Raw genomic sequence first — 25,972 nt, 5'->3', positions numbered from 1 at the left:
TTGTGGTTATGAACAGGCTTCTTGATGTGCGATTTTAATCGTAGCAATTTTATTTCTTAAATCCGTACTTGAAAATGAAGAATTATTAGCAAGAGGGAATAAGCACAATTTGAAAATTGAAGCTATTAGGCTATCGTCACTATATCGCTTTGTTATTTCGTTATCGCTTACATCAAACTTAGTTAAAAGCATACTATAAGCGTTAAGCGCATTAGAAGCATACAACTCATAGTCAATGCTTTCTAAAGCTTCAAAAAGCTCCTCTTTTGAGTATTGTGAGTAATCAGTATTATTCATATACCTTTGATCCAATTAGATGTTGAGTGAGCCTACAAGAGGCATAACGTTTATTATGGGTAGTTAACTTGTTTAGTACTAAACGATTTTTATTCACTTTTTAGTTTTTATAAGCTCTTGTCCACCAAATATAAAACATAAGAGTAATATTAGTTCATCAATTAGCCATATTTGAGATAAGCCGGTTGGTATTAATAACAGCATCAAAATCATACCAGGGATAAAAAATGAAAAAAATTTAACTTTTTGCTGATTAGGGAAATAATATAGGTATAAAGAAACTAAAGTTATACCAATTGCGGAGGATAGTAAATAAGGGAACAAATTAGTTAAAATTAGTTCGTCTTCACCGAAGAACCCACGTAATAAAAAAAACGTCAAAGACATCGTAATACACATTATTAAGAGCTTTATAATTTTATTAGCGGTAATGAGCACGGTGATCATCCTTATCGTTTAGTTTCCAAGGTTCAATTATTTAGATATTAAAGCTCTAAAGCCATAGCTAACTATTAATACCAAACTCTAAAACCTATTGCCAATTATAAATATTATAGACTAGCTTTTCAGATTTCACTTAAACAAGCACAAAAAAAGAGGCTTAATAGCCTCTTATAAAACAGTATTTAAAACTTAAAAAACTAAGCCAGCAAACCCGCTTTTGTTTCAGGCATTGCTATGAAGCCGTCAAGTTTACGAATGTTGCTTAACCATCTTAAAATATTTGGGTATTGCTCAAGTGATACGCCGCCCTCTGGTGCGTGTGCTATGTACGAAAAGTTGGCAATGTCGGCAATAGTTGGCTGAGTGCCTACTAAGTATTCACGGTTTTGTAAGTACGCATCCATGGTTTTAAATAATGAATGGGCAATGTTTATCGCGTTTTGATGATCGAGCTGCGCGCCAAACACAGTAACTAAACGCGCTGCAGCAGGGCCTGAAGCCACAAGCCCCGCAGCAACACTCAACCAGCGTTGAATGTGCGCTTGAACCGTAACATTTTCAGGGTACCAGGTTCTGTTAGCATCAAATTTTTGTGCCAAGTACACTAAAATAGCGTTTGAATCGTTAATAACGTCATCGTTATTTTTAAGTACCGGTACTTGTCCAAAAATATTCATTTCAAGAAAGTTAGCTTGCTTTTGTGCGCCGTTTTGCAGTGCCACATCAACCATATTTACATCAAGCTTTAAAAGCGATGTAAATAGCTCTGCGCGGTGTGAATGACCAGATAAAGTAAAACGGTATAGCGTTAGGTTGTTCATGGGTAGTCCTGTTTTTAATTTTGAATAGTGATTTTTAGTAACGCTATTCTTTCACTATTATCAGTTTTGAAAAACCGAGCTAGCAAGGAATTAATGTCAATGCTATATTGACAATCATGGATACTATTCTTGGCATTAAAACAATCATCGCGGTTGTTGAAACAGGCTCTTTTACAGCCGCAGGCGACAGACTAGGGCTTTCAAAGGCGCTAGTTAGTAAATACGTGGGCATTGTAGAACAAGACTTAGGGGTTAGATTATTTAACCGCTCCACGCGTAGAATTTCGATTACCGAAGCGGGGCAAAGTTATTACGCAAGTGTAGTGCCCGTTATTGAAAGCTACAGCGAAATGCTCGATAACTTATCGGGTCAAACAGCGCTTGCTAGCGGCAAGCTTAGGGTGAGCGCACCGGTGTCGTTTGGTGAATCAAACCTAGCGCCGTTAATGCCTGAGTTATTGAGTCGCTATCCCGATTTAAGTATTGATTTAGTGCTTTCTGACAAAACAATTGATTTGCTAGAAGAGGGTGTTGATTTAGCAATTAGAATTGGTAGCGTGTCTGACTCTAATTTAATCGCGAGGCAAATTACCAGTTATCCTTTAATTTTATGTGCGTCGGCAGATTATATAAACCGCTTTGGTGCTCCTATGAATGTTGAAGAGCTTGAGCAACACGCCACAGTGATTGATAGTAACTTTAAAATAGGTCGTCATTGGCCTCTAGTTTCACCAAGTGGTGAGGCATTAACGGCAAGCGTAAACTCGCGTGTTTCGGTTAATAATCCACAAGCTGTAAAAGAGGTTGTTGTAGCGGGTGGCGGTATTGGCTTAATCCCTGAAATAGTGGTGAGAGACGATATTGCATCGGGTAAGCTTATGCAGGTTATGCGGGATTATAAAACATTTGAGTTTGGTTTATTTGCTATTTATCCGCATAGAAAATTTGTGGCTCAAAAGGTGACGTCGTTTATTCAGTTTTTATTCGAAAAGTTTGAAGCTAAGCCAAAAACAAAAAAGCCTAAAATCAGTTAAGTGATTTTAGGCTTTTTGGTGTGGGCTATTAAATTTATTTTTAAATAACTACTTATTTTAAAATAACCACTTACTTAAAAGTGACCTTTACTTCAAAATAACCACAGGCACATCGCTGTTTTCGAGCATTTTAATGGTGTTGCTGCCTACAAAAAACTGCCTTAGCTTAGAGTGGCCAAACGCACCCATTACAATTAGTTCTACATTATTTTGCTCTTTGTATTGCATTAACGAGTCAAAAATATTGCCCTCTAAAAAGCTTGCTGACACTTTAAAACCCATACTGGTGAGTTTGTATTGCGCGTTAATAAACTTTTCTTCAAGGTCTTCTTCGTTGTTTTTAATACTCACTAAATGACAATGTAAGCCGTGTAATAAACCGCCATCAATCACTTGTTGTAGCGCTTTGTCGGCTGTTTCGCGGCCATCGTACGCAATCATAAATGACGTAGGTTGTTTAAACGTTTCAGGAACAAGCAAAATAGGTTGGGTTGCATTGCGTATTAGGGTTTCTATATGCGAGCCAAGTACCGCTAAGCTATTACTATGCCCAGTACCATTTTGTCCAATAACAATAAGGCGAGTGTCGTCTTTAAAGTCGATAACGGTATCGAGCAAATCACCGTGGCGCTTAATTAACTCAAAATTAGTAATGCCTGCCGATTTAGCATGCTCACTTACTGAGTTTAATAATTCGTCAGCCATTTTTAAACTTACTTTGCAGCGCTGCTCGTCAAGGGCTACCATTTCACTAAGCAGCGAAGAATGCGCGCCAATCCCAATGCTGCCAGAGTAGTTGCCGATATTAGTTTGCTGGGCTTTTTCAAGCGTATGCACAAAACTAATGGGTTTATTTAGCTTTTTTGAAGCCCAAATAGCGGCTTCGGTTACATTTTTAGTGATGGCTGAGCCATCAACACAGGTAATTATTTTAGTCATTACATTCTCCTTAATGTCCGCCAAGTAGTTTTTCGACTTCTTCAGGGTTATTGTGCACACCAAATTTATCAACAACGGTTTCGGTTGCGCTATTCATACCAATAACATCAACTGTTGCGCCTTCACGCCTAAATTTAATAACCACCTTGTCGAGTGACGATACACCTGTTATATCCCAAAAGTGGGCATGGGTTAAATCTATTACTACATTAGCAACCGCATTTTTAAAATCGAACGACGCTATAAATTGCTCAGCAGAGGCAAAAAATACTTGGCCAACTACTTCATAAGTTATTTGGTCGTTGATTTCATCATGATTGCTTTTAACCACCATAAAGCGGCCAATTTTATTGGCAAAAAACAACGTTGCTAACAATACGCCAACTAAAACACCAATGGCTAAGTTATGCGTAGCAACCACCACAATAACGGTGGAAATCATCACTACATTTGACGAAAGCGGGTTCTTTTTTAAATCTTTAACGGATGCCCATGAGAACGTACCAATCGATACCATAATCATTACTGCAACTAATGCAGCCATAGGAATTAACCGTAGCCATTCATCTAAAAACACCACCATGATGATTAAAAACAAACCGGCAATAAACGTTGAGAGCCGACCACGACCGCCCGATTTAACGTTAATGATAGACTGCCCAATCATGGCGCAACCCGCCATACCACCAAATAAGCCTGCACCAATATTAGCAATACCTTGACCTTTACACTCTTTATTACGATCGCTTGTTGTATCGGTTAAGTCATCAACAATAGTGGCGGTCATCATTGACTCAAGTAAGCCGACAACAGCAAGACCAATAGAGTAGGGTAAAACAATTTGCAGTGTTTCGAGTGTTAGCGGTACATCAGGCCATAAAAATATAGGCAGAGTGTCAGGCAGGTCGCCCATGTCGCCAACGGTTCTAATATCAAGCCCTAAAAATATTGAAACCAGTGTAATAACAACAATACACACTAAAGGAGAGGGAAGTATTTTGCCAATAGTTGGAATATACGGAAATAAGTAAATAATACCCAAACCCGCTGCGGTCATCGCATAAACATGCCAAGTAACATTAGTCAGCTCAGGTAACTGTGCCATAAATATTAAAATTGCCAGTGCGTTTACAAACCCTGTAACAACAGAGCGCGATACAAACCGCATTAACTCACCAAGCTTTAAAAAGCCTGCAAATATTTGTAGTACACCAGTAAGTAAGGTAGCAACCAGTAAGTATTCCAGACCATGATCTTTAACTAGCGTTACCATTAACAGCGCCATTGCACCGGTAGCAGCCGATATCATGCCAGGGCGTCCGCCTACAAAGGCAATAATAACGGCGATACAAAATGAGGCGTATAAACCCACTTTAGGATCAACACCCGCAATAATAGAAAAGGCAATCGCTTCAGGTATTAGGGCAAGTGCCACAACAATACCAGCAAGCACATCACCACGAACATTAGAGAGCCAATCTCTTTTTACGTGATCAAACATGTAATAAACCTAATTAGTTAGTTTCCCAAAGTATAGGGGAGTATTTTATTTAAATAACCGTGATTCTCGCGCAGATGGCGATTAAGGGTGCACGCAACGTGCTGATGAAAAAGGGAGTGGTTGCCCAGGGCGGCGTAAGTTTCAAGTAAAAAGCTCCTTTTTGATTAGTGTGTATTAATAATGCGGGCGAATTATAAGTAACACATACACTTTAGCAGCATGCTGTTTGGCCTTAAAGACCAAACTTTAATCTAATAATGTTTTTGAATATTTAAAACTCAAATGTAAAACCAAACTCTCTTAATTTTTCATATACGTTTATGTCAAAACGGTACAAAGTAGCAGCTCTGTGGGCTACGTTGGTTTGTTTTTCTTTGCAGTTTATTAATAAGTTCATTTTTTGAAACTTACGTCTGAAGTTAGGCTTATCGAGTGACTTATTTAAAATCGACTCGTAAATTCCTTGTAGCTCAAGCAGGGTGAATTTTTCTGGGAGTAAGCTAAAACCGATAGGCTCGTGCCTTACTTTATAACGTAAGTAATCAAGGCCACTTTTTAAAATGTCGGCGTGGTCAAACATTAAACTAGGGACGTTATTTACATCAAACCATTCACATTCTACAGCGTTATCGCCACTCACAAGATTGGTTTCTTCAAAGCGCACGAGCGAGTAGTAAACAATAGTAATAATACGCCTAGCGGGGTAGCGGTCTACGTTACCAAATGCACCTAACTGATCTAAATAAAGGTTTTCAACACCGGTGGTACTTTTAACAACACGCAGAGCTGCAAGGTCTAAGTTTTCGTCTTTACGAACCCAATGACCAATTAAACCCCATTGGCTTGTTGCAAGGCCGCGATTATATTTAACCAGCAGCACTTTTAACTTACCTTCATGGATAGCAAATACAATATTATCTACGGTTAGATTACTAATGCAGTCATCAGGAATCGATTCTTCGTCAATATTGTTAGAAATATTTGATGTTTTATGGTGCATAAATTACTCAGCCAATGCTATACATACATATTGTTATAAAGACTATTAAGAGTATATAAAAGGCGCTTAAAGCGCAAATAAAAAACATTTATAAATCCTATCTAAAACAATCACATCTATTTAATTAATCACTTTATACACTGTCCCTGTTTTTACGCATTAACGGCGATATTCGACTTTGGTTTGGTATTGGTTTTTTATCGAACGAATAATACCTTTGTATGTTAGTAAATTTAACGCCAAATTAGCGTCATGTATTAAATAAATTACCAGTTGATTAAAAATGTAACATAAATGTTTACATGCGCTAAAAATGCATATAGTATTTTTGACTATATCGATTTGCATTGAAAATTGAGCACACATGAACAACACAAAACACACACTCACAATTAAAGAAAAAATAGGGTACGGCCTAGGTGATACAGCCAGTAATATTGTATTTCAAATGGTCGCTAACTTTATGTTGATATTTTATACCGATGTTTACGGTTTATCTGCAGCTGCTGCGGGTACCTTATTATTAGCGGTTCGTTTATTTGATGGTATTACCGATCCAATAATGGGCAGCATTGCCGATAGAACTCGCAGCCGTTGGGGTTCTTACCGCCCTTACATATTATTTTTAGCTGTTCCGTACGGTGTGTTTGCTTGCTTAGCATTTATAACCCCAGATTTTGATTCTACGGGCAAACTTATATATGCCTACTTAACTTACGGGCTATTAATGACGTGTTATACCGCCATTAATATACCGTACGGTGCACTTGGCGCAGTAATGACAAACGATCCTAAAGAGCGCGCATCGCTACAGTCATACCGATTTGCAATGGCAATGGCAGCACTGCTTGTAATTGTATGGGCACTGCCTAAGCTGGTTGCCTTTTTTGGCGACGGCAACGATGTAGTAGGTTACCCGCTAGCAATGGTGTTTTTAGGCGGACTTGCCGCAGCGTGTTTTTTACTGTGTTTTAAAATGACCAAAGAAACCAAACAAGTTAAACCCGCGCAAAGTAAAAAGAATGCCTTTCTTGAGTTTTTAAGCCTATTTAAAAACGATCAATGGGTTGTTATAGCCGTTATAAGCCTAGCAACATTAATCTTAATTGGCGTTAGAGCCTCAGTCGCACCGCATTATATTAAGTACTACGTAGGAGAAGCCTCGCTTACTTCTAACTTTTTAACACTCTCAGCAATTGGCTCAGTATTGGGTGCTATATCTACTAACTTTTTAACCAAATTTATTGAAAAGAAAACACTTTTCATTGTCGCTTTAGTGGTCGTAATTATTTCTCACAGCATGTTTTACGTACTTGAGAGCGACGCTATAGTCACCATTTTTATTGTGTACTTTATTGCTAACTTTGCCCACATGATTATTACCCCAATTATGTTTTCGATGGTGGCTGATACGGTTGACTACGGCGCATTAAAAATTGGCCGCAGATTAACGGCAGTTACGTTTTCGGGTCATTTATTAGCAATAAAACTAGGCTTTGCAATTGGCGGTGCTATTGCAGGGTGGATATTATCTGGCTATGCATATGTGCCTAATCAAGAGCAATCAGAACACACGTTATCAGGCATTTTACTCGCCTTTGCTGGTATTCCAGTAATTTGTACCGTGGCATGTTTAATTTTTATAACACGTTACAAACTTACCGAGCCTGAAGTAAAGCGCATTCAAACGAAGCTGGCTGATAACAAAACCATAAACTAATTTAGCAGTCCATTTTTCACCTTTTAAAAGTGTAAATTGGGCAGGCAATACTAGGAGTAAAAATGCAAAATACAGCGCAAGCAGCACCCCCATCTAATGGATTAAGTGACGCTGAACTTAAACAGTTAAAAGACTTACAACGAGCCAACTCGTTAATACAAAATCACAATGTATTAGTTGATCACATGTATACCGCCGATCCGTCAGCGCATGTGTTTAACGGCACAGTGTATATTTACCCGTCGCACGACATTGAATCAAAAAATGAAATTAATGATAACGGCGACCACTTTGCAATGCGCGACTACCATGTGTTTTCGCTGGACGAAAGCACGGGCAAAGCCATAGACCATGGCGTAGCACTTTGTGTAGACGACGTAAAATGGGCAAGCAAGCAAATGTGGGCACCCGATGCAGCGCATAAACTTGGTCAGTATTACCTTTATTTTCCGGCACGCGATCAGCAAGGTATTTTTAGAATTGGCGTTGCAAAAAGTGACAGCCCAACAGGGCCTTTTAAAGCAGAAGACGATTACATTCAAGGCACGTTTAGTATCGACCCTGCTGTATTTGAAGACGACGACTCAAGTTATTATTTGTATTTTGGTGGCTTGTGGGGCGGCCAATTACAAAATTGGCAAACGAGCGAATTTAACAAAGAAAGTACATATCCAAAAAATGGTGAAGCTGCAATTCCAGCACGCGTTGCAAAATTATCGGAAGATATGATCAGCCTAAGCGAAGACGTAAAAGAGGTTGTTGTACTTGATGAGAGTGGCTTACCAATTACAGTATGCGATAACAACCGCCGCTTTTTTGAAGGCCCATGGGTACACAAACACAACGGTGTTTATTATTTTTCGTATTCAACGGGTGATACACACAAAATTGTCTATGCAACGGGCGATAATCCGTACGGACCATTTACCTATCAGGGCGTTATTTTAAACCCAGTACTGGGTTGGACCACGCACCACTCAATTGTTAAGCACAATGGTGATTGGTTTTTATTTTATCACGACAGTACGTTATCGAGCGGGCAAACCCATTTACGCAGTATGAAAATGGCTAAGCTTGAGCACGACGAAAACGGAAAAATCCAAACAATAAGCCCATATGAACACGCTTAATAAAAATAGTTATAAACAATGCAAATTATCTGCGTGAGCACTGCAACGCCTTTTATTTGCACAAAAAAGATATAGTCAATATGACCATTAATTTATTTTGTTAATGGTCGATTTAAGAGGAAGCTGAGGACATATGACAAAATGAAAATATTTTAAAGTAAAAAATTAGCACAAAGAATTAGCATAAACTTGATGATATTTAATGTTTTTTAGTTAAGTAGCACATGTTTAAAACTGGTTGTGGTCTTTGTAAAACGTTTAAAACATACACACACAATAATTATTTATTGACCGTAAAATGAAACAAATAGTTTACAATTATGTTTCGAGTAATTCTTAAAGTCTTGCAGTACGTCAATAATAATTAAATAAGAAAAAGGGCATCATGATGTTTAAGAAAAAGATAATTTCAACAGCCATACTCGCTGCAATAGGGTCGGTTACGCTTCCTCACCAAAGCTACGCTGCAGAAACCGTTGTCGATGAAGATGTAGAAATAATACAAGTAACCGGCATTAGAGGTTCATTGCAACGCTCTATGGATGTTAAACGCGATTCTTCTGGTATTGTCGATGCAATTTCGGCTGAGGATATGGGGAAATTTCCTGATACCAATCTTGCTGAATCGCTACAACGTATTACCGGCGTATCAATTGATAGAGCCGGCGGTGAAGGTAGCCGCGTAACAGTCCGTGGATTTGGTCCTGCTAATAACTTAATTACTATTAATGGCCGCCAGCTTCCTAATACAACAGGTGACCGCACATTTGATTTTGCAAATGTCGCATCTGAAAGCGTATCGGGTGTGCAAGTTTATAAAACATCAGACGCAAGTGTTACCTCAGGTGGCATTGGCGCAACTATAAACTTAACAACAAACAGACCCTTAAATAGCCCAGGTATAAAAGCATCGTTTGGCGTAAAAGCCGTAGACGATCAATCAACCGATGAGGGCAGCATTACACCAGAGGTAAGCGGTTTATATTCGCAAACATTTGGGGATGACAAGTTTGGTATCTCGATATCGGGTAGTTACCAAGACCGTGAAAGCGGTATGCAACAGTTTATTCAAGATCAAGGTTACAGAGCATCTGATTACACAAATACAGGATGGGGCGGCGTACCTGCAGGAGCAGAAGGCGGAACAAACAGACCTACATCAGGTATTTATTCAAACCCGCAACAACCACGTTATGTGTTTGAAGAACGTCAACGTGAACGTGTAAATGGTCAGTTGGTATTTCAATATCAACCTGTTGAAAACATTACAGCAACCCTTGATTACACCGGCTTTAAAACAACCGTTGAAGAGCAGCACACTGATGCCTCAGTTTGGTTTAACTACGCTGGCGACAGAAGTGAATCTGTTTGGGCGGGCGAGCCTAACGCGTACCCACTTATTTACTCAGAAATTTATGACATTCAAAGTGATGCCGACTACCGCGATACGTCGCTTACTGTAGGTTCTTGGGGCCGCGAAGAAAAAACAGATTCATTAGGCTTTAACCTAGAGTGGGCAGTGTCGGATCAACTTAACCTAGAGTTTGATCATCACAGTTCAAAAGCCTCTATGAAAGCAACCGATCCACGCCACGGTACGCGTAACAATATTCAGTTGCCTTCGTACACACGTACGCGCTCTGGGCTTGATTTAACTGGCGATTTACCCGGTATTGCAATTGGTAACATCGAAAACTTTAACCCAAGCACTATGCGCTTATCGGGTAGCTGGTTTGCAAATGATAAATACGATTCAGAAATCGATCAAACACAAATCTCAGGTGACTACTACATTGACGACAACCTAAGCATCGACTTTGGTGTTGCGGTTAACAAAGTAAATAACCATTATCGTCATACCCAAGTACAACGCCCAGATTGGGGTGGTGTTGGTGTTGAGGGCGACTTTGCTGATATTGATTGGCGCCAAGATACTATTTTAGATAAGTTTCAAGCTAAAGCGGGTAACTTTGAAGGCACTGCAACACAAGGCGAATACGATTTATTTAATACAATCTTTTTTGCCGACTTTGATGCGATTGTAAATGCTGCCGAGTTTGCTGACCCTGTTGCTAACGTAGATAACCTTTACGGTGATTGTAAAGCAGCGGCTGGCGCAGCGGCAGGTCCAAATGGCGAAGGACAATTTTGTGCTTCAACCGATTGGGATGCAGCAACAAACCGCTTTACTGAAGAAAAAACGCAGTCTGCTTTTGCACAAGTAAATTATAAAGGCGAATTGAGCGGCATGTTCTTCGACCTACAAATTGGCTTACGCTACGAAAAAACAGACGTATTTTCTAAAGCAACAGCACCCGGTTATAGCAGCGTAGAATGGAACGAAGATACAGCCACATCAGTAACGGGTGTTACCGGTATTGAAACGCTAAGCCAATCGGCAGACTACAGCCAGTTTCTGCCAAATATTAACTTTAATATTGAAGTAGTTGAAGATGTAATGATCCGCGCAGCGGCGAGCAAAACTATTTCAAGAGCGGGTTATGGTCAGCTACAAGGCGGAACAACTATTAATACCGGCGGTAGTTTAAGTGGTTATTCGGGTGGCTCTGGTAATCCAGGACTCAAACCACTTGAATCAATTAACTACGACTTATCAAGTGAATGGTATTACGGCGAAGGTAGCTATATTTCGTTTGGTTACTTTAAAAAAGACGTAACCAATTGGATCACAACAGGCACAATAGATTCGGATATTTTTAATCTTGCCGATCCTTTAAACGGTGAGAAGTTCAAAGCAGCACAAAGTGCACTTGGTGCTGATGCTTCTAACTTAGCTATTCGAACATATATTTTTGAAAACTTTGCTGATGATCCAAATGTACAGCCTAATTTTGATGAAAATGGCGAGTTAGACGGCGGCACAATTGTTGGTGACCCAGCAACAGATGAACCTGTAAACTTTAGAATAAACGTGCCTGTAAATGGCGACCAAGAATACACCATTGATGGCTTTGAATTTAATATTCAGCACTTATTTGGTGAGTCAGGCTTTGGCGGTATTTTTAACTACACCATGGTTGACTCAGGACTTGAATACGACAACGACTCATTAGAGGATACAGAAGCACTTGTAGGGTTAAGTGATACGGCAAACGTGGTGTTCTTTTACGATAAAGAAGGCTTACAAGCACGTATTGCATATAACTGGCGCGACTCGTTTTTAAATGAGCGCCGTGTAAATGGCGATTTAACTGCGCCAATTTATACCGATGAATATTACCAAATAGACTTTAACGTAAGTTACGAAGTACCCGCAGTAGAAGGGCTTACCGTATTTATTGAAGGTATAAATATTACTGACGAGTACGTAACATCGTACGGGCGCAAGCAAGAGCTGATTTATAACATCACTCAAACAGGCTCTCGCTACGGTTTAGGTGTTCGTTATAATTTTTAATAAATATTATCTACCTATTTAAAGCCGCATTATGCGGCTTTTTTTTGCTCTTTTTAATCTAGTAATAATAATACCCACCTGTTATAGTCAATGTGAATTTAACTTATTTGTTACATTCACTTCACAGCAGTAGGTATGCGTAGTAGTAAGTAAAGGCACATAACAATAATTGGAGCACACAATCCATGGCCAATCATGCATTATTAAATAATGTTGAGCATCAGCATTTAAAAATAAACCCTGCACGCGGCACACACTTAGGTGACGGGGTTTGGTACAGCGAAACATTTGTAAGCGAATTTAGAGTCGCTCAAGCACATTACCCAATATTTTTTACCAAAGATGACGCAACAAATACATTTTCGCCGGTGTGTTTATACGGCATAAACAAAGACGAAAACTTATTTTTAGTAAACCAACAATGGCAAGCACACTACATTCCGCTCAGCATGCAGCGACTGCCTTTTGCTATTGCGACTCAAAATACAATGCAAAACGGTGTAGCAACGCAAGAGCGCATGCTTAGTATTGATTTAGACTCACCAAAAGTGTCAACAAAGCAGGGTATTAGCCTCTTTTTAGAACACGGCGGAAATAGTGATTACCTCGAAAATATAATAAACGTGCTCGACAGCCTTCATCATGGCCTTCAAGAAAATCAGCCTTTTATTAAAACCTTAATTAAACATAGTTTGCTTGAGTCGGTATCGCTAGAACTTGATTTAGTAAACGGGCTTAAACATAACTTACTCGGTTTTTATACCATAAACGAAGACTCGCTAAACCAGCTAGGTAGCGAGGCAATTGCAGAGCTTCACTCACAAGGGTATTTAGCGTGTATATATATGGTCATTGCATCGCAAGTACATGTACGTGATTTAGTGGCGCTTAAAAACGAGCAACTTATGCTACAAAAGCAAGCGATGTAAGTGCTTAACTATGGCAAATTTAGTAAATGAAATTCAATCGCTCAGTGGTTTAACTCCCAGTACGTTACCAAGGGAGCTTTTAAACTCGCCTGTGCCTATTGTACTAAAAGGGTTTGTAAGCGAATGGCCCCTAGTTATTGCTGCTAAAAAATCTGATGCTGCAGCAATTGATTATTTAACGCCGTTTTACGAAGGTTTTTTAGTTAATACCTGCACAATAGCCGCCAGTCAAAATGGGGTTGTAGGGTATAACCCTGATATGAGCGGTTTTAACTTTACTAATCAGCAAGCGCCATTTATTAACGCGCTTGAGCAAATAACGCAAACTGCAAATAACCCACACGCAGATACGCTATACATTGGCTCTACTAGCATTGCACAATGCTTACCTTCTTTGGTTGATCACTGCCACGTTAATGCGTTAAGCGAAGGCTGTTTATTTAATGTGTGGGCAGGCGGTAAGGTTACCGTGCCAGCACATTACGACGTAGCGCAAAATTTAGCGTGTTGCGTTGCAGGTAAAAGGCGTTTTACTTTATTTCCCCCCGATCAAATCGATAATTTATATGTAGGCCCGCTTGATAAAGCACCAGGTGGTCAGCCTATAAGTTTAACCACCACAACTGCACCTAACTTTAAGCAGTTTCCTAAGTTTGAACAGGCAATAAAAGCGGCAATTACCGTTGACTTAGAGGCGGGCGATGCACTTATTTTACCCAGTATGTGGTGGCACCAAGTAGAGGGACTTGGCAGTTTAAATATTCTGTTTAATTATTGGTTTAAAAATACGCCAGCGGTTTATGGTCAACCGACTAATGCACTGCACCTTGCTATTTTAAACATACGTAATTTACCAAAGCATGAGCGCGCAGCATGGCAACGTTTGTTTAATTACTACGTATTTGCCGATAACGAATTTACCCACATATCAACGCCTGCACAGTCTATTTTAGCAAAGCCAATGGATGAGCTTACAGCGCGTAAATTAAGAGCCGAATTACAAAATAAATTAAGACGCTAAGCGTACTTGTAAGGTTTGAAATATGAATCAAAATGCAATTAAAAAAATCGTAATAGCAGGTGGCGGCACCGCCGGTTGGATGTGCAGCGCTGCAATGGCAAAGCTGCTAGGTAAAAATATTGAAGTGTGCTTAGTTGAATCTGATTTAATACCGACCGTAGGAGTCGGTGAGTCAACTATCCCTACGCTGCATATATTTCATGATTTACTAAAAATTAGTGAATCAGAATTTATGGCAGCCACCAACGCCACCTTTAAATTAGGCATATCGTTTGAGGGCTGGAAACAAAACCAACAAAGCTACTTTCACTCGTTTGGTTATGTGGGGCAAGGCTGTTGGGCTGCGGGTTTTCAGCATTTTTGGCTTAAAGGCATGCAGCAAGGTGTAGCAGCCGATATTGGCGACTATTGCACAGAGCACGTAGCAAGCCGTTTAGGTAAATTTGCCGTAGTGCCGAATCAAGACCGTAATCATGCTTATCAGTTAGATGCCGGTTTGTACGCTAAGTTTTTACGAAATTTTGCACAGCAAAACGGCGCTAAACGTATAGAAGGCATGATAAGCAAAGTTAACTTAGAGCCCTCTAATGGCTTTATAAAATCGCTTACTTTGGGTGATGGGCAAATTATTGAGGGCGATTTATTTATAGATTGCACCGGCTTTAAAGGCTTATTAATAGAGCAAGCGCTACACACCGGATACGAAGATTGGAGCCATTGGCTGCCGTGCGACAGCGCAGTAGCAGTACAAACTGAATTAGTAAGTCCAATAGTGCCATACACACGCGCCATGGCGCATAAATGTGGTTGGCAGTGGCAAATACCACTGCAAAGCCGCCGTGGTAATGGCTTAGTATTTTGTAGTAAATACATGAGCGATGAAGAGGCAAAAGCAGCGCTCCTTAATAACGTAGAAGGCAAACCCATTAATGAGCCGCGCGTTATAAAATATCGCACCGGTACACGACGTAAACATTGGAACAAAAACTGTGTGGCTATTGGCTTAGCCAGTGGTTTTATAGAGCCGCTTGAATCAACCAGTATTCATTTAATTCAGCAAAGCATTATTAGATTAATGCAAAACATGCCAACCAAAGCAATTGAGTCGTGCTATCAAGATGACTTTAATAACAAAATGCGCTTTGAGGCGGAAAATATCCGCGACTTTATTGTGCTGCATTACCATGTAACACAGCGCACCGACAGCGACTTTTGGCGTTACTGTAAAAACATGCCAATACCAGAGTCGCTTGCTAAACGCCTTGAGCTATTTAAGCAAAGTGGGCATGTTTATAAAGCAGAGCAAGAGCTATTTGGCGAAGCATCGTGGTTACAAGTGATGTTAGGGCAAGGGATAGTGCCGCAAAATTATCACCCCATTGTAGATAGCATGAGCGATGATGAGCTAAAGCGCTTTTTAGAATCAATAAAAAATCATGCAGCTAAAAAGGCAAATAGCTTACCGAGCCACATTGATTTTATTAATCATTATTGCAAGGCTAAGTAAGTTTTATGCTAACACTTGGCAATAACTTACAGCCGCAATATGAGTTTATAGGGCAAGAGCAAACGCCAATTATTATAATTGACGACTACCTTAGTGAGCCGCAAAAACTTATAAAATTAGCGCAAAGTGCTGATGAAAGTGATGAAAATCATGCGCAAAATCAGGGAGAGTTTAAACCCGACGAACTCACTCAATACCCAGGTTTACGCATGCCGCTGCCAAAGCAATGTGTGGTTGATTATTTAAAACCGCTTATACAGGGGTTTTATAACGTATTTAATATTGGGCAAACACTTACCCCATACCCAAAAGATAATACCTTATCGTTAATTACTAAAACGGAGCAGCAGCTATCACCAATACAAACCTTGCCACACTTTGATACAAACGATCCTAACTTAATTGCGATTATTCATTACCTTGGGGAGGGAGCGCACGGCGGAACGGGGTTCTTTAGGCATAAAAAAACAGGGTTTGAAACAATAAGCACAAAGCGCAAAAACACGTATTTAACGCATGCTCAACACTACCTTGAACACAGTAATGTAAAACCTAGTTACTGCAGCACGCAGCATAGTGAATTTGAGTGCTACAAGCACATAGCATACAAGCCAAATAGGCTTCTTGTGTTTCCTGGATATTTGCTGCATACAAGTTTGCTTAATACGGCTACCGATATTTCACCGTGTCCACAAACAGGGCGGCTAACAGCCAATATGTTTGTTCATTTTAAATAGGAATACTATGTTTTTTTCTTTACCTAGATTCGCATATAAAGGTTGGCTATTAAGCTTTTTTGTATTGGCGCTGAGTACGGCAACAGTGCAAAAAAGTCATGCTACAGGGTTTGATACTCTCCCTAAAAAGCAATTTAATGTACTGCTATTTACAAAAACTGCAGGGTGGCACCATAAGTCGCAAACCGAAGGCGTTAAAGCGCTAGAACGCTTAGCCGATAAGCACTTTTTTAATTTAATTTGGCACGAAGAAAGCCATTATTTTAACGACGACTACTTAAAAAATGTTGATGTAGTAGTGTTTTTATCAACCACAGGCGATATTTTAAACCCAAAAGAGCAAGCCGCGCTTGAACGATTTGTAAAAGCAGGTAAAGGCTTTGTGGGTATTCATAGCGCATCAGACACCGAATACGATTGGCCGTGGTATCAAAAGCTGGTGGGGCGCACCTTTAACATTCATCCTGTTATTCAAACCGGTGTATTAAGCAAAGTGCCTAATACTAACTTTATAGGCTTAAACCATATGCCGCAGGAAATGCTTTGGACTGACGAGTGGTACGAGTTTGGGCCAGAGCTTACTAAGTTAAACTACTTACTCACGGTTGATGAGCAAACTTACAACCCAACTGCCGATTGGGGTAATAACAAAACAGGCTCAGGCATGGGATCGTTTCATCCTATTTCGTGGCATCACAATTACGATGGCGGCCGATCATTTTATACCGCTCTTGGACATACTAATGCGGTGTATAGCAGTGAGTTTTTAACCGAGCATATTTATGGCGGTATTTATTGGGCTGCAACAGGTAAAGGGTTAAAAAGCAGTAATTAATGAATAACTCATAAATGTACTTTTTAATATTATTTACATCACTAAGGCCGCTTTTTTAAGCGGCCTTTTGCATTTTAGGCACTGTGTAAACACCTCACTCATTTAACTTAGTTCATAAAATAAACAAATAGCTTTGAGAATTGCTTGATCAAATGGTCAAAAAGACTATATTAAATTTGCACGCTGATATAATTCAAATAAAGAGGATAAACATGAAAGTATTTTTTAAAATAACAACTTTATTGTTAACACTAATAAGCTATCAATCACTTGCTGCATTTAATAATAACCCATCGAGTGTAGGCGCCGACAGTTCAGTGACATACCGTAACCTCGCACAAGAAATGGGTAAAACAAATATACAGCAAAAGGTGAATAGTACTTTTGACAATATGTTTGGCTATAACAACACTCAACAACTTTACTACCCGTACACCGAAAACGGTGTTTATAAAGCACACTACATAAAAGCAATTAACCCAGACGAAGGTGATGATATAAGAACAGAAGGGCAATCGTGGGGAATGACTGCTGCTGTTATGCTCTACAAGCAAGAAGAATTTGATAACCTATGGCGCTTTGCTAAAGCGTATCAAAAAAATCCAGACAATCACCCTGATGTAAAAAAACAAGGCGTTTATGCGTGGAAACTAAAGCTTAATCAAAACGGCTTTGTTTATAAAGTAGATGAAGGTCCGGCTCCGGATGGCGAAGAGTACTTTGCGTTCGCACTACTTAATGCGTCAGCCCGTTGGGGTAATTCGGGCGAATTTGATTATTATGCTGATGCCATTACCATGTTAAACACAATTAAAAACAAGCTGATGCAAAACCAAATAATCCGTTTTTCACCTTACATTGATAACCTAACAGACCCTTCTTACCATATACCTGCGTTTTACGACTACTTTGCAAATAACGTGACTAATCAAGCCGACAAAAATTACTGGCGACAAGTGGCTACAAAAAGTAGAACCTTACTTAAAAACCATTTTACAAAAGTGAATGATAATCCGCATTGGAACTTACCTACATTTTTATCGCGCTTAGATGGCAGCCCTGTTATTGGTTACATTTTTAACGGCCAAGCAAACCCAGGTCAATGGTATGAGTTTGATGCATGGCGCGTAATTATGAATGTGGGCTTAGACGCGCACTTAATGGGTGCTCAGGTGTGGCATAAAAATGCAGTTAATAAAGCACTTGGCTTTTTAAGTTATGCAAAAACAAACAACAGTAAAAACTGTTACGAGCAAGTGTATTCGTACGGTGGAGCGCAAAACAAAGGCTGCGCAGGCGAAGGTCAAAAAGCAGCAAATGCAGTAGCGTTACTTGCTTCAACAAACACTGGGCAAGCAAATGAGTTTTTTAACGACTTTTGGTCTTTATCGCAACCAACGGGTGACTACCGTTACTACAATGGTTCGTTATATATGTTAGCTATGCTGCATGTATCGGGTAACTTTAAGTTTTACAACAACACGTTTAATTAAAATAACAATACCTAAGCAGCAAAAGCCTAAGTAGCAAAAGCTTAGGCAGCAAAAAACCGGTGTAACCAAGTTACACCGGTTTTTTATGTATAACGAGTAAGCTAACTTTTATCTTTAATAAGTTGCTTAACTAATTTAGCTAATTAGCCAAACCCGCTACTTTTACATCAAGTGTAAACAAGCCCTTAGCGGTGGTTATTAATAATGTTTTGCGATTTTTACCACCAAACGCAAGGTTGGTTACATTAGGGCCAAGTTCAATTTTATCGATAAACGCGCCACTTGGCGTGTAAATATTAATAACGCCTTTGCTGTGGCTACTTACGTAAATATTGCCAGCAGAGTCTACTTTTATACCATCTGGCGAGGTTATTTTAATAAAGTCTTCGCGCGGTGAAATCTCACCGTTTTTATCAATAGTGTATTTACTTACACGGTTACTAAAGTCGCCAACATAAAGGGTATGTTGCTCTGGGGATAGTGCAACACCGTTGGGTTTTTCAAGAGTAGCGTCAATTAAACTAAGTACGCCTGTATTACTTAACTTATACACACCGGTATAAGGCATTTGTTGAGTGCGTTCGCCTAGTTGCCAATTAGGATCGGTAAAAAATATGTCGCCATTTTTATGCATAGTCATATCGTTTGGCGAGCTAAAGCTCAGCCCATCAAACTCGCTAACTATTACGGTATTAGTTTTACTTTTTATATTAATTTTAGAAAGCGACTGCGTACTGTGGTTAAGCGTATAGAGGCTACCGTTTTTTGCATACAGGCCATTTGTACCACTGTGCTTTAAATAAGTGGTAAGGATATTGGGCAGCACTAATTTATAAATGGTTGAATCGGGGCCGAGTGCTTGCGAGCTTGCAAAATTCATTTCAGAAAAATAAAACGCATTGTCTTTGCTTGACCACGTAGGCCCTTCTAAAAACAAAAACTCGTCACTAACAAGTGTGGGCTTAACGCCTTTTATTAATGGTGACTGCTCATTGCTTTGGCTGTTTACAGCGTTTAACAAAGGTGTATTTTCAAGTTGTTGTGCCAGCGCTGCTTTATTAAAACAGAGCATTAATACAACTAAGCTTAGTGTTTTTTTGTGTGTTTTTAGCATGGACGTTTACTCAGGTTTGTTTAATTTATAATTAATGGTCATTTTGACTATATCATTTATTTTTTTCGTTGTATGATATTTATTGAAAATAATAACGATTCAACGGAGCACACACATGCATAAAAAACACACACTCGGCCTGCTTTTACTTGCAGGGTCTTTAAGCGTAAACGCTGCACAAGACCAAGACCAAGCCCCAGCCCTTAAAAACACCTTTGCAGACTCATTTAAAATGGGGGTTGCTGTAAATCAAGATATAGTGACAGGCAAAAACGCAGCCGCGCAGTCAATTATTGCTAAGCAATTTAATACAGTCACCCTTGAAAACGCTATGAAAGCAGAAGTAATTTACCCACAGCAAGGTAAGGTCAATTTTAGTGGTGCAGATGCGTTTATAGATTTTGCCAAGCAAAATAACATGTTTACCGTAGCCCATACCTTAGTGTGGCATAACCAAACGCCTGACTGGTTTTTTACAAATAGCAAAAATGAGCCAAATACCCCAGCAGAGCAGTTAGAGCAAATGCGCAAACACATAGAGCTGGTAGCAGGGCGCTATAAAAACAAAGTAGATGCGTGGGATGTAGTTAACGAAGTCATTGCTGATGACGGCTCTTATCGACCAACTGTATGGGTTAACCGCGTAGGCGATGGCGATACAATGGTAAAAGCCGCGTTTAAATACGCTCAGCAGTATTCACCTAATACCGAACTTTACTACAACGACTTTAATGCATGGCGACCAGAAAAAAGAGACGGCATTATACGTATGATCAAAATGCTGCAAAAAGAAGGTATCCGCATTGATGGCATTGGCATACAAGCGCATTGGGGGCTTAACTTTCCTAAAATGCAATACATTGAACAAGCCATCGATGCATATGCCGCGCTGGGTATAAAAGTGATGATCACCGAGCTTGATATAGATGTGCTGCCTTTAACAAAAGAAGGGCAGATTACCGGCACCGATATGATGAAGCCACAGTTTCAGTTAGAAGAGTTTGAAACCTACCTTGACCCTTACAAAAATGGTTTACCTAGCGACGTAGAGGCGCAATTAAACGTCCGTTATAAAGCCTTGTTTGAACTGTTTTACGCAAAACGCGACAAGATAGACCGCGTAACCTTTTGGGGATTACACGATGGTATGTCGTGGAAAAACGACTACCCAATCCCAAACAGAACAAACTACCCATTATTATGGGATCGTAATTTAAACCCTAAGGCAGTTATTAAAACAATTGCTGATGTAGTTCAGTAAATCGCATTGTGTAGTCAAAGCCGGCTATTTTTAAATACTCGGCTTTTTTTGTTTGGAAATTTCCATATAGGGGCAAATAAAAGTCACTTTACTAAGCGATGAACTGGCAAACCTTGAACTTACCTAAGTAATACAAGCGCAAATATCACTTATACCTTCTATTTAATTATTTCTCTCAAACTCAAAGCATACTCAAAGAAAACGCAATATGAAGCGGGTTTAATTTTAACCTTGATCCTTATTGTTAAATAGACTATAACAATGTTGGTTTTAGGTTAATTTAATGATTGTATATTCACACACACGATATAGAACAATAAAAATTTAATTTAAGCCTTAACTATAACTCGATGATTTTAAGTTTATATTTGCAGCCTTGTACAAGGTAAATATTAACGTTTGAAGAGATATTAAAATAATAAATATAAATGACTGTTTGTTTTCCTAATTAGTTGTAGTCATATTGAATAATAGATATTGATGATGCAGTATAAATACTCTTATCATATTTTATTCAATTAAATGGCTTTACTGCGCCTAGTTTAAAAACGACTCATTTATTGCTTTAGTCTAAGGAATAAAAAATGAATAAATCGATTTTTCGTAACACCGGATTAGTGACTTTAGTGTTACTTTTAATGGCGTGCGGGGGGAGTAATAAAGATACACCGGTGCCTGAACCCATACCGGAAGTAGTAGCCCCTGATACTCCAGAGCCTGAAGCGCCAATAGCAGCTGAAATAACAAATGGCGGGTTTGAAGAAGACACTGCAGGGCAAACAACACCTGTCGGAAATTGGGTATTTAGGCCAGCACAAGAATCAAGCGCAACTTCTACTATAGAAGTAATAGAATCCGAAGAAGGCGTTAATACTTACCAAGGCACAAAAGCAGTTGAGGTGAGCGTTAATACACTGGGTGACAACCCGTGGGGAATTGAAATAGCTTATGAAGACCTTCCTATCACCGGTGGTAAAAATTATGAGTTTAGCGTTTGGGCCAAAGGTGAAGAGGGAACCAGTGCCGATTTTTGGATTCAAACACCTGCGCCAGATTACGGTCAACTTAGCCTAGTAAAAGAAACACTCACAGGCGAGTGGCAAAAAATAACATTAACAGCCGCAACGGCCGAAGCTGACTCTTTAGTAAGGCTGGCAATTCACTTTTCAAAAGAAGAGAACATTAACAAGTCTATATACCTAGACGAATTTTCAGGCTTTATTTTAGACGATGTACCAGCAGAAGAAATACCTGATGTTCAATACAGCGAAGTAACAGCGCAAAGTTTAAAAGCATTGGCACCTAATTTTAATATTGGTGTGGCTGTGCCAGCGGGTGGTTTTGGTAACAGCGTAATAGACAGACCAGAGATTAAAACTATTATTGAACAACACTTTAATCAGCTCTCTGCTGAAAATATTATGAAGCCTACCTATTTACAACCAACCCAAGGTGAATTTTTTTACGATGATTCTGATGAGCTAGTTAACTACGCCAAAGACAACTCACTCACCGTGCATGGCCATGTTTTTGTTTGGCACTCGCAAATTGCGCCTTGGATGCAGAGTTTTCAAGGTGATAAAGCCGCGTGGATAACCATGATGGAAAATCACATCACTCAAGTTGCCACTCACTTTGAAGAAGAAGGCGATAACGATACCGTAGTGAGTTGGGATGTAGTTAACGAAGCGTTTATGGAAAATGGCAAATACCGTGGTGAAAAAACCACAAACGACAGCGCCGACGAATCTGTATGGTTTGAAAATATAGGAGCCGAATTTTTACCGTTAGCCTATAAATCAGCAAGAGCGGCCGACCCCGATGCAGACTTATACTACAACGATTACAACCTGATTTGGAATGCCGATAAATTAGATGCTGTTATAGCTATGGTTAACGATTTTCACAACAACGGCGTGCCTATTGATGGTATAGGGTTTCAATCTCATATTTCACTTAACAGCCCTGACATTTCAACCATTCAGGCTCACCTTCAAAAAGTGGTCGATATTCGCCCTAAAATTAAAGTAAAAATTACCGAGCTAGATGTTCGTATGAACAACGAAGGCGGCATTCCTCTCACTTACCTAACCAGTGAAAGAGCGGATGAACAAAAGCAGTACTACTACGATATTGTTAAAACATACCTAGAAACTGTACCTGAAGATCAACGCGGTGGCATAACTATTTGGGGCGTAATTGACGAGGATAGCTGGTTACAAAACTGGCCAGAGCCAACAACAGAATGGCCACTGTTATTTTTTAATGACTTTACTGCAAAGCCTGCCTTACAAGGATTTGCTAATGCATTAAAAGAGCTAATTGAAGTAGGTCAACCAGCACCTTCATCAGAACTGTTAACTAATGGCGACTTTGAAGCCGGACTTGATTCATGGCAAGCGCGCGGAAGTGCAAGCATAACCTTAGAGTCAACCCAAGCCCACAGTGGCAATAATAGCGCTTTAGTACAAGGGCGAACAGAAACGTGGAATGGCATACAAAAGGATGTAAAAGGCTTATTTACAGCAGATAAAACCTATAACGTATCTGCATGGGTTAAGCTATCTGACGATACCAGTACCGTTTCACCAGATATAAAACTAACGCTACAAATAGAGCACACTAGCACTGAATACCTTGAGCTTACGCCTGTTACAACCGTTGCAGCAGGCGACTGGGTACAGCTATCAGGTACTTATACTCATTCAATTACAACGCAGGAAAGTGCGGCTTTACTTTATGTTGAGTCAAGTGAACTCACTGCAGACTTTTATGTGGATGATGTATCGGTAACCTTGGTCGAATAATAAGTTTAACTAAAAGTAATTAACCCCAGATTAAATAGTCTGTATTTTTATACAGACTATTTTTTTGCGTGTGCTTTAATTGTTTTACTCAAAATGAAGCAAGTTAAGTAGCGTTGCCTATTGTGGTTGTTTGATGACGTTTTAATAAAACGATTGCATATGAAGTTAAGCAAAGTGTAATCAAAGCTGGATATTTTTAAATACTCGGCTTTTTTTAGAAAATTTTCACGAAGAGAAGAAAATGAGAAGTGCCCGACGAGTTCAAAGCATCATGATAAGAAAAAATAACTTAAAGCTTATAACTAGCAATACGTTATAGTACTTTGTACTAATATAAGAATAAATAGCAGGATTTATTTATATCTTAAATGAGATAGATAAGTTCTGTATGAATAGCTATACGAATCATCAAAATTAAGTATCTGTATAGCGTGATATAAATTATTTAAAATGGTTGTATTAACATGGAAAAACCTCGTCTATTTATTGGTTCATCGTCGGAAAGCTATGATGTGGCTAGTGCATGTAATGTTTGTCTTGACCGCAAAGTTGAAGTAACAATTTGGGATAAGATATTTAACTCAGGTGGAGATACTCTTACATCACTTACCGATAAAGCAAAAAATGTTGATTTTGCGCTTTTTATATTTTGCCCTGAAGATCTAACTGTAATGAGAAGTAATCCTAAACCTACAGTCCGAGACAACGTAATATTTGAGTTGGGATTATTTATTGGAGCCTTAGGCAAAGAGCGCTGTTTTATTCTTAAGCCTAGGCATGAAGAGCTTTATATGCCGACGGATTTATTGGGTGTAAACATCAACGACTATGATCCTATTCGCAGAGATAATGATTTAGAATCGGCAGTAAATTCAGCATGTACCAGGTTTTTAAAGCAAATAGATAAGTTAGGTAGTTTCCATAGCCAATTTAAAGACGATCTACGTCAATCAGCTGGTACAACTGAATACAAAAAATCTCTCCCTCAACACGTTGTAACAGAGTCTATGCTCATTATTCTTTGCAACTTACTTTCAACAGCAACAGACAACGACAGTATTTCAGCTTTCAGTTTGTCTAATAGTTCAGAGCCACATAAAAGTACTATAGCTTTAATAAAACTAGAACGAATGCGTTTAATTGAGAAAGTACTTGATTCAGATTTTAATGGTAATGAGTGGTATGGCTATAAATTAACGCAAGATGGGGTTGAATACGTGTTAGAAAATGAAACTAGAATAGATAAACTCTTAACGCCAATTCAACAACCGCAGTACAGACAGTCAACTCCAGAAGTAAAAGATGACGATATTTCGTTTTAATTAAAAAATAGCCTGATCTTATATCAGGCTATTTTTTCCTCTAAAAGCGAAGCGTCTCTTAACCTCTTTGTGCATAATTCACTTAATCTATTTCACTAAAAACTGAAAAAAGCCATCCAAAATTACTTAGCCTGATACCTCACTATCACAAACTTAAGTGGCACATCGCCGTTGTTATAAATGCCGTGTAGGTCATTAGGGGCTGCAAATAAAATATCCCCGGTGAGTGCTGGTTGGCTTTTACCATTAAGTGTCCAGGTGCCTGAGCCCTCAAGAATCATTAAGTATTCTTCATCAGGATGCTGGTGGGCAGGGTGTATTTCGTTATTAGGTTTAATAACCGCGACGCCGGTAATAGCGCCTTTGGTGAGTGATGTATCGCCATAAAAGTAGGTATGAAAATCACCGCCTTCGTAGTGAGTGATGTGCGCGTCTTTTTGGCTCACTATAGATGAGGTAAGTTGCTTGGGTTTATCTGCTGCGCTAACAGGTGATGCAGAAGTTAATGCAGCAGTTAATGCGACCGTTAATGCAAAAATGGCTGCGGCTTTTAGTGATAAGGTGTTTGTTGTGTTTTTCATGTGTGTCCTTGCTAATTTATTTACTAGTTATCTTGCTAGTTAGGTATGCAATTAAGGAATG

Annotated in this window: 20 protein-coding genes; 13 read left to right on the top strand and 7 right to left on the bottom strand. The window is 39.3% G+C overall.

The genetic code is table 11. The annotated features are described in order from the left end of the window. Nucleotides 1–6 precede the first annotated feature (6 nt). Entirely contained in the window at nucleotides 7–297 is a 291-nt protein-coding gene (locus I6F48_RS03020) for a hypothetical protein (RefSeq protein ID WP_197118767.1), read from the bottom strand. Between the two features lie 641 nt (nucleotides 298–938). Further along, nucleotides 939–1,562 (bottom strand): glutathione S-transferase, encoded by a 624-nt coding sequence (locus I6F48_RS03015; RefSeq protein ID WP_197118766.1) that lies wholly within the window; start codon nucleotides 1,560–1,562, stop codon nucleotides 939–941. A 116-nt stretch (nucleotides 1,563–1,678) separates the two neighbouring features. Between I6F48_RS03015 and I6F48_RS03010 the strand changes: the two genes are divergently transcribed. After that, entirely contained in the window at nucleotides 1,679–2,596 is a 918-nt protein-coding gene (locus tag I6F48_RS03010; protein WP_197118765.1) for a LysR family transcriptional regulator, read from the top strand. 87 nt (nucleotides 2,597–2,683) lie between these two features. On the opposite strand, the gene I6F48_RS03005 is transcribed toward I6F48_RS03010, so the two are convergent. The 3 genes from I6F48_RS03005 to I6F48_RS02995 all read right to left on the bottom strand — a co-directional run bounded on the left by I6F48_RS03005 (nucleotide 2,684) and on the right by I6F48_RS02995 (nucleotide 6,036). After that, nucleotides 2,684–3,535, bottom strand: a complete 852-nt coding sequence (locus tag I6F48_RS03005) for a universal stress protein (RefSeq protein ID WP_197118764.1) — start codon at nucleotides 3,533–3,535, stop codon at nucleotides 2,684–2,686. Between the two features lie 10 nt (nucleotides 3,536–3,545). Then, nucleotides 3,546–5,036 (bottom strand): SulP family inorganic anion transporter, encoded by a 1,491-nt coding sequence (locus tag I6F48_RS03000; protein ID WP_197118763.1) that lies wholly within the window; start codon nucleotides 5,034–5,036, stop codon nucleotides 3,546–3,548. Between the two features lie 271 nt (nucleotides 5,037–5,307). Next, nucleotides 5,308–6,036, bottom strand: a complete 729-nt coding sequence (locus tag I6F48_RS02995) for an NUDIX hydrolase (protein ID WP_166419481.1) — start codon at nucleotides 6,034–6,036, stop codon at nucleotides 5,308–5,310. A 364-nt stretch (nucleotides 6,037–6,400) separates the two neighbouring features. Between I6F48_RS02995 and I6F48_RS02990 the strand changes: the two genes are divergently transcribed. The 9 genes from I6F48_RS02990 (at nucleotide 6,401) to I6F48_RS02950 (ending at nucleotide 18,826) form a co-directional block, all read left to right on the top strand. Continuing rightward, nucleotides 6,401–7,756, top strand: a complete 1,356-nt coding sequence (locus I6F48_RS02990; RefSeq protein WP_165727802.1) for an MFS transporter — start codon at nucleotides 6,401–6,403, stop codon at nucleotides 7,754–7,756. Nucleotides 7,757–7,818: 62 nt separating this feature from the next. Further along, complete coding sequence (locus tag I6F48_RS02985; protein ID WP_197118762.1) at nucleotides 7,819–8,886, top strand: glycoside hydrolase family 43 protein; 1,068 nt, start codon at nucleotides 7,819–7,821, stop codon at nucleotides 8,884–8,886. Between the two features lie 388 nt (nucleotides 8,887–9,274). After that, nucleotides 9,275–12,304: a TonB-dependent receptor gene (locus tag I6F48_RS02980; protein WP_197118898.1), complete on the top strand. Its 3,030-nt coding sequence runs from the start codon at nucleotides 9,275–9,277 to the stop codon at nucleotides 12,302–12,304. A gap of 185 nt (nucleotides 12,305–12,489) precedes the next feature. Then, nucleotides 12,490–13,233 carry a SapC family protein gene (locus I6F48_RS02975; RefSeq protein ID WP_197118761.1) on the top strand — a complete coding sequence of 248 codons (744 nt, stop codon included), beginning with the start codon at nucleotides 12,490–12,492 and terminating at the stop codon, nucleotides 13,231–13,233. Nucleotides 13,234–13,243: 10 nt separating this feature from the next. Continuing rightward, entirely contained in the window at nucleotides 13,244–14,254 is a 1,011-nt protein-coding gene (locus I6F48_RS02970) for a cupin-like domain-containing protein (protein WP_197118760.1), read from the top strand. Nucleotides 14,255–14,276: 22 nt separating this feature from the next. Further along, on the top strand, nucleotides 14,277–15,761 hold the full coding sequence (locus I6F48_RS02965) for a tryptophan halogenase family protein (protein WP_197118759.1): 1,485 nt from the start codon (nucleotides 14,277–14,279) through the stop codon (nucleotides 15,759–15,761). A 5-nt stretch (nucleotides 15,762–15,766) separates the two neighbouring features. Then, the gene (locus I6F48_RS02960) at nucleotides 15,767–16,498 is read left to right on the top strand and encodes a DUF6445 family protein (protein WP_197118758.1); all 732 of its coding nucleotides are present in this window, start codon (nucleotides 15,767–15,769) and stop codon (nucleotides 16,496–16,498) included. Between the two features lie 7 nt (nucleotides 16,499–16,505). Further along, nucleotides 16,506–17,333 carry a ThuA domain-containing protein gene (locus tag I6F48_RS02955; protein WP_197118757.1) on the top strand — a complete coding sequence of 276 codons (828 nt, stop codon included), beginning with the start codon at nucleotides 16,506–16,508 and terminating at the stop codon, nucleotides 17,331–17,333. Nucleotides 17,334–17,545: 212 nt separating this feature from the next. Then, nucleotides 17,546–18,826, top strand: coding sequence for a glycosyl hydrolase family 8 (locus I6F48_RS02950; RefSeq protein WP_197118756.1), 1,281 nt, complete (start codon nucleotides 17,546–17,548; stop codon nucleotides 18,824–18,826). Between the two features lie 139 nt (nucleotides 18,827–18,965). Here I6F48_RS02950 and I6F48_RS02945 read toward each other — a convergent pair whose 3' ends face one another. Next, nucleotides 18,966–19,940, bottom strand: a complete 975-nt coding sequence (locus tag I6F48_RS02945; RefSeq protein ID WP_197118755.1) for an SMP-30/gluconolactonase/LRE family protein — start codon at nucleotides 19,938–19,940, stop codon at nucleotides 18,966–18,968. Nucleotides 19,941–20,055: 115 nt separating this feature from the next. Between I6F48_RS02945 and I6F48_RS02940 the strand changes: the two genes are divergently transcribed. The 3 genes from I6F48_RS02940 (at nucleotide 20,056) to I6F48_RS02930 (ending at nucleotide 25,330) form a co-directional block, all read left to right on the top strand. Next, the gene (locus tag I6F48_RS02940; RefSeq protein WP_197118754.1) at nucleotides 20,056–21,201 is read left to right on the top strand and encodes an endo-1,4-beta-xylanase; all 1,146 of its coding nucleotides are present in this window, start codon (nucleotides 20,056–20,058) and stop codon (nucleotides 21,199–21,201) included. Between the two features lie 584 nt (nucleotides 21,202–21,785). Beyond that, nucleotides 21,786–24,008, top strand: coding sequence for an endo-1,4-beta-xylanase (locus I6F48_RS02935; RefSeq protein WP_197118753.1), 2,223 nt, complete (start codon nucleotides 21,786–21,788; stop codon nucleotides 24,006–24,008). Nucleotides 24,009–24,472: 464 nt separating this feature from the next. Then, nucleotides 24,473–25,330: a TIR domain-containing protein gene (locus I6F48_RS02930; protein WP_165727813.1), complete on the top strand. Its 858-nt coding sequence runs from the start codon at nucleotides 24,473–24,475 to the stop codon at nucleotides 25,328–25,330. A 122-nt stretch (nucleotides 25,331–25,452) separates the two neighbouring features. On the opposite strand, the gene I6F48_RS02925 is transcribed toward I6F48_RS02930, so the two are convergent. Continuing rightward, on the bottom strand, nucleotides 25,453–25,911 hold the full coding sequence (locus tag I6F48_RS02925) for a cupin domain-containing protein (protein ID WP_197118752.1): 459 nt from the start codon (nucleotides 25,909–25,911) through the stop codon (nucleotides 25,453–25,455). Nucleotides 25,912–25,972: the final 61 nt, after the last annotated feature.

This window comes from Pseudoalteromonas sp. SWYJ118 (genome assembly GCF_015864505.1).
GTDB classification, from domain to species: domain Bacteria; phylum Pseudomonadota; class Gammaproteobacteria; order Enterobacterales; family Alteromonadaceae; genus Pseudoalteromonas; species Pseudoalteromonas arctica.
The sequence above is the reverse complement of the archived record's forward strand: the minus strand, read 5'-3'. Positions and strand labels throughout refer to the sequence as shown.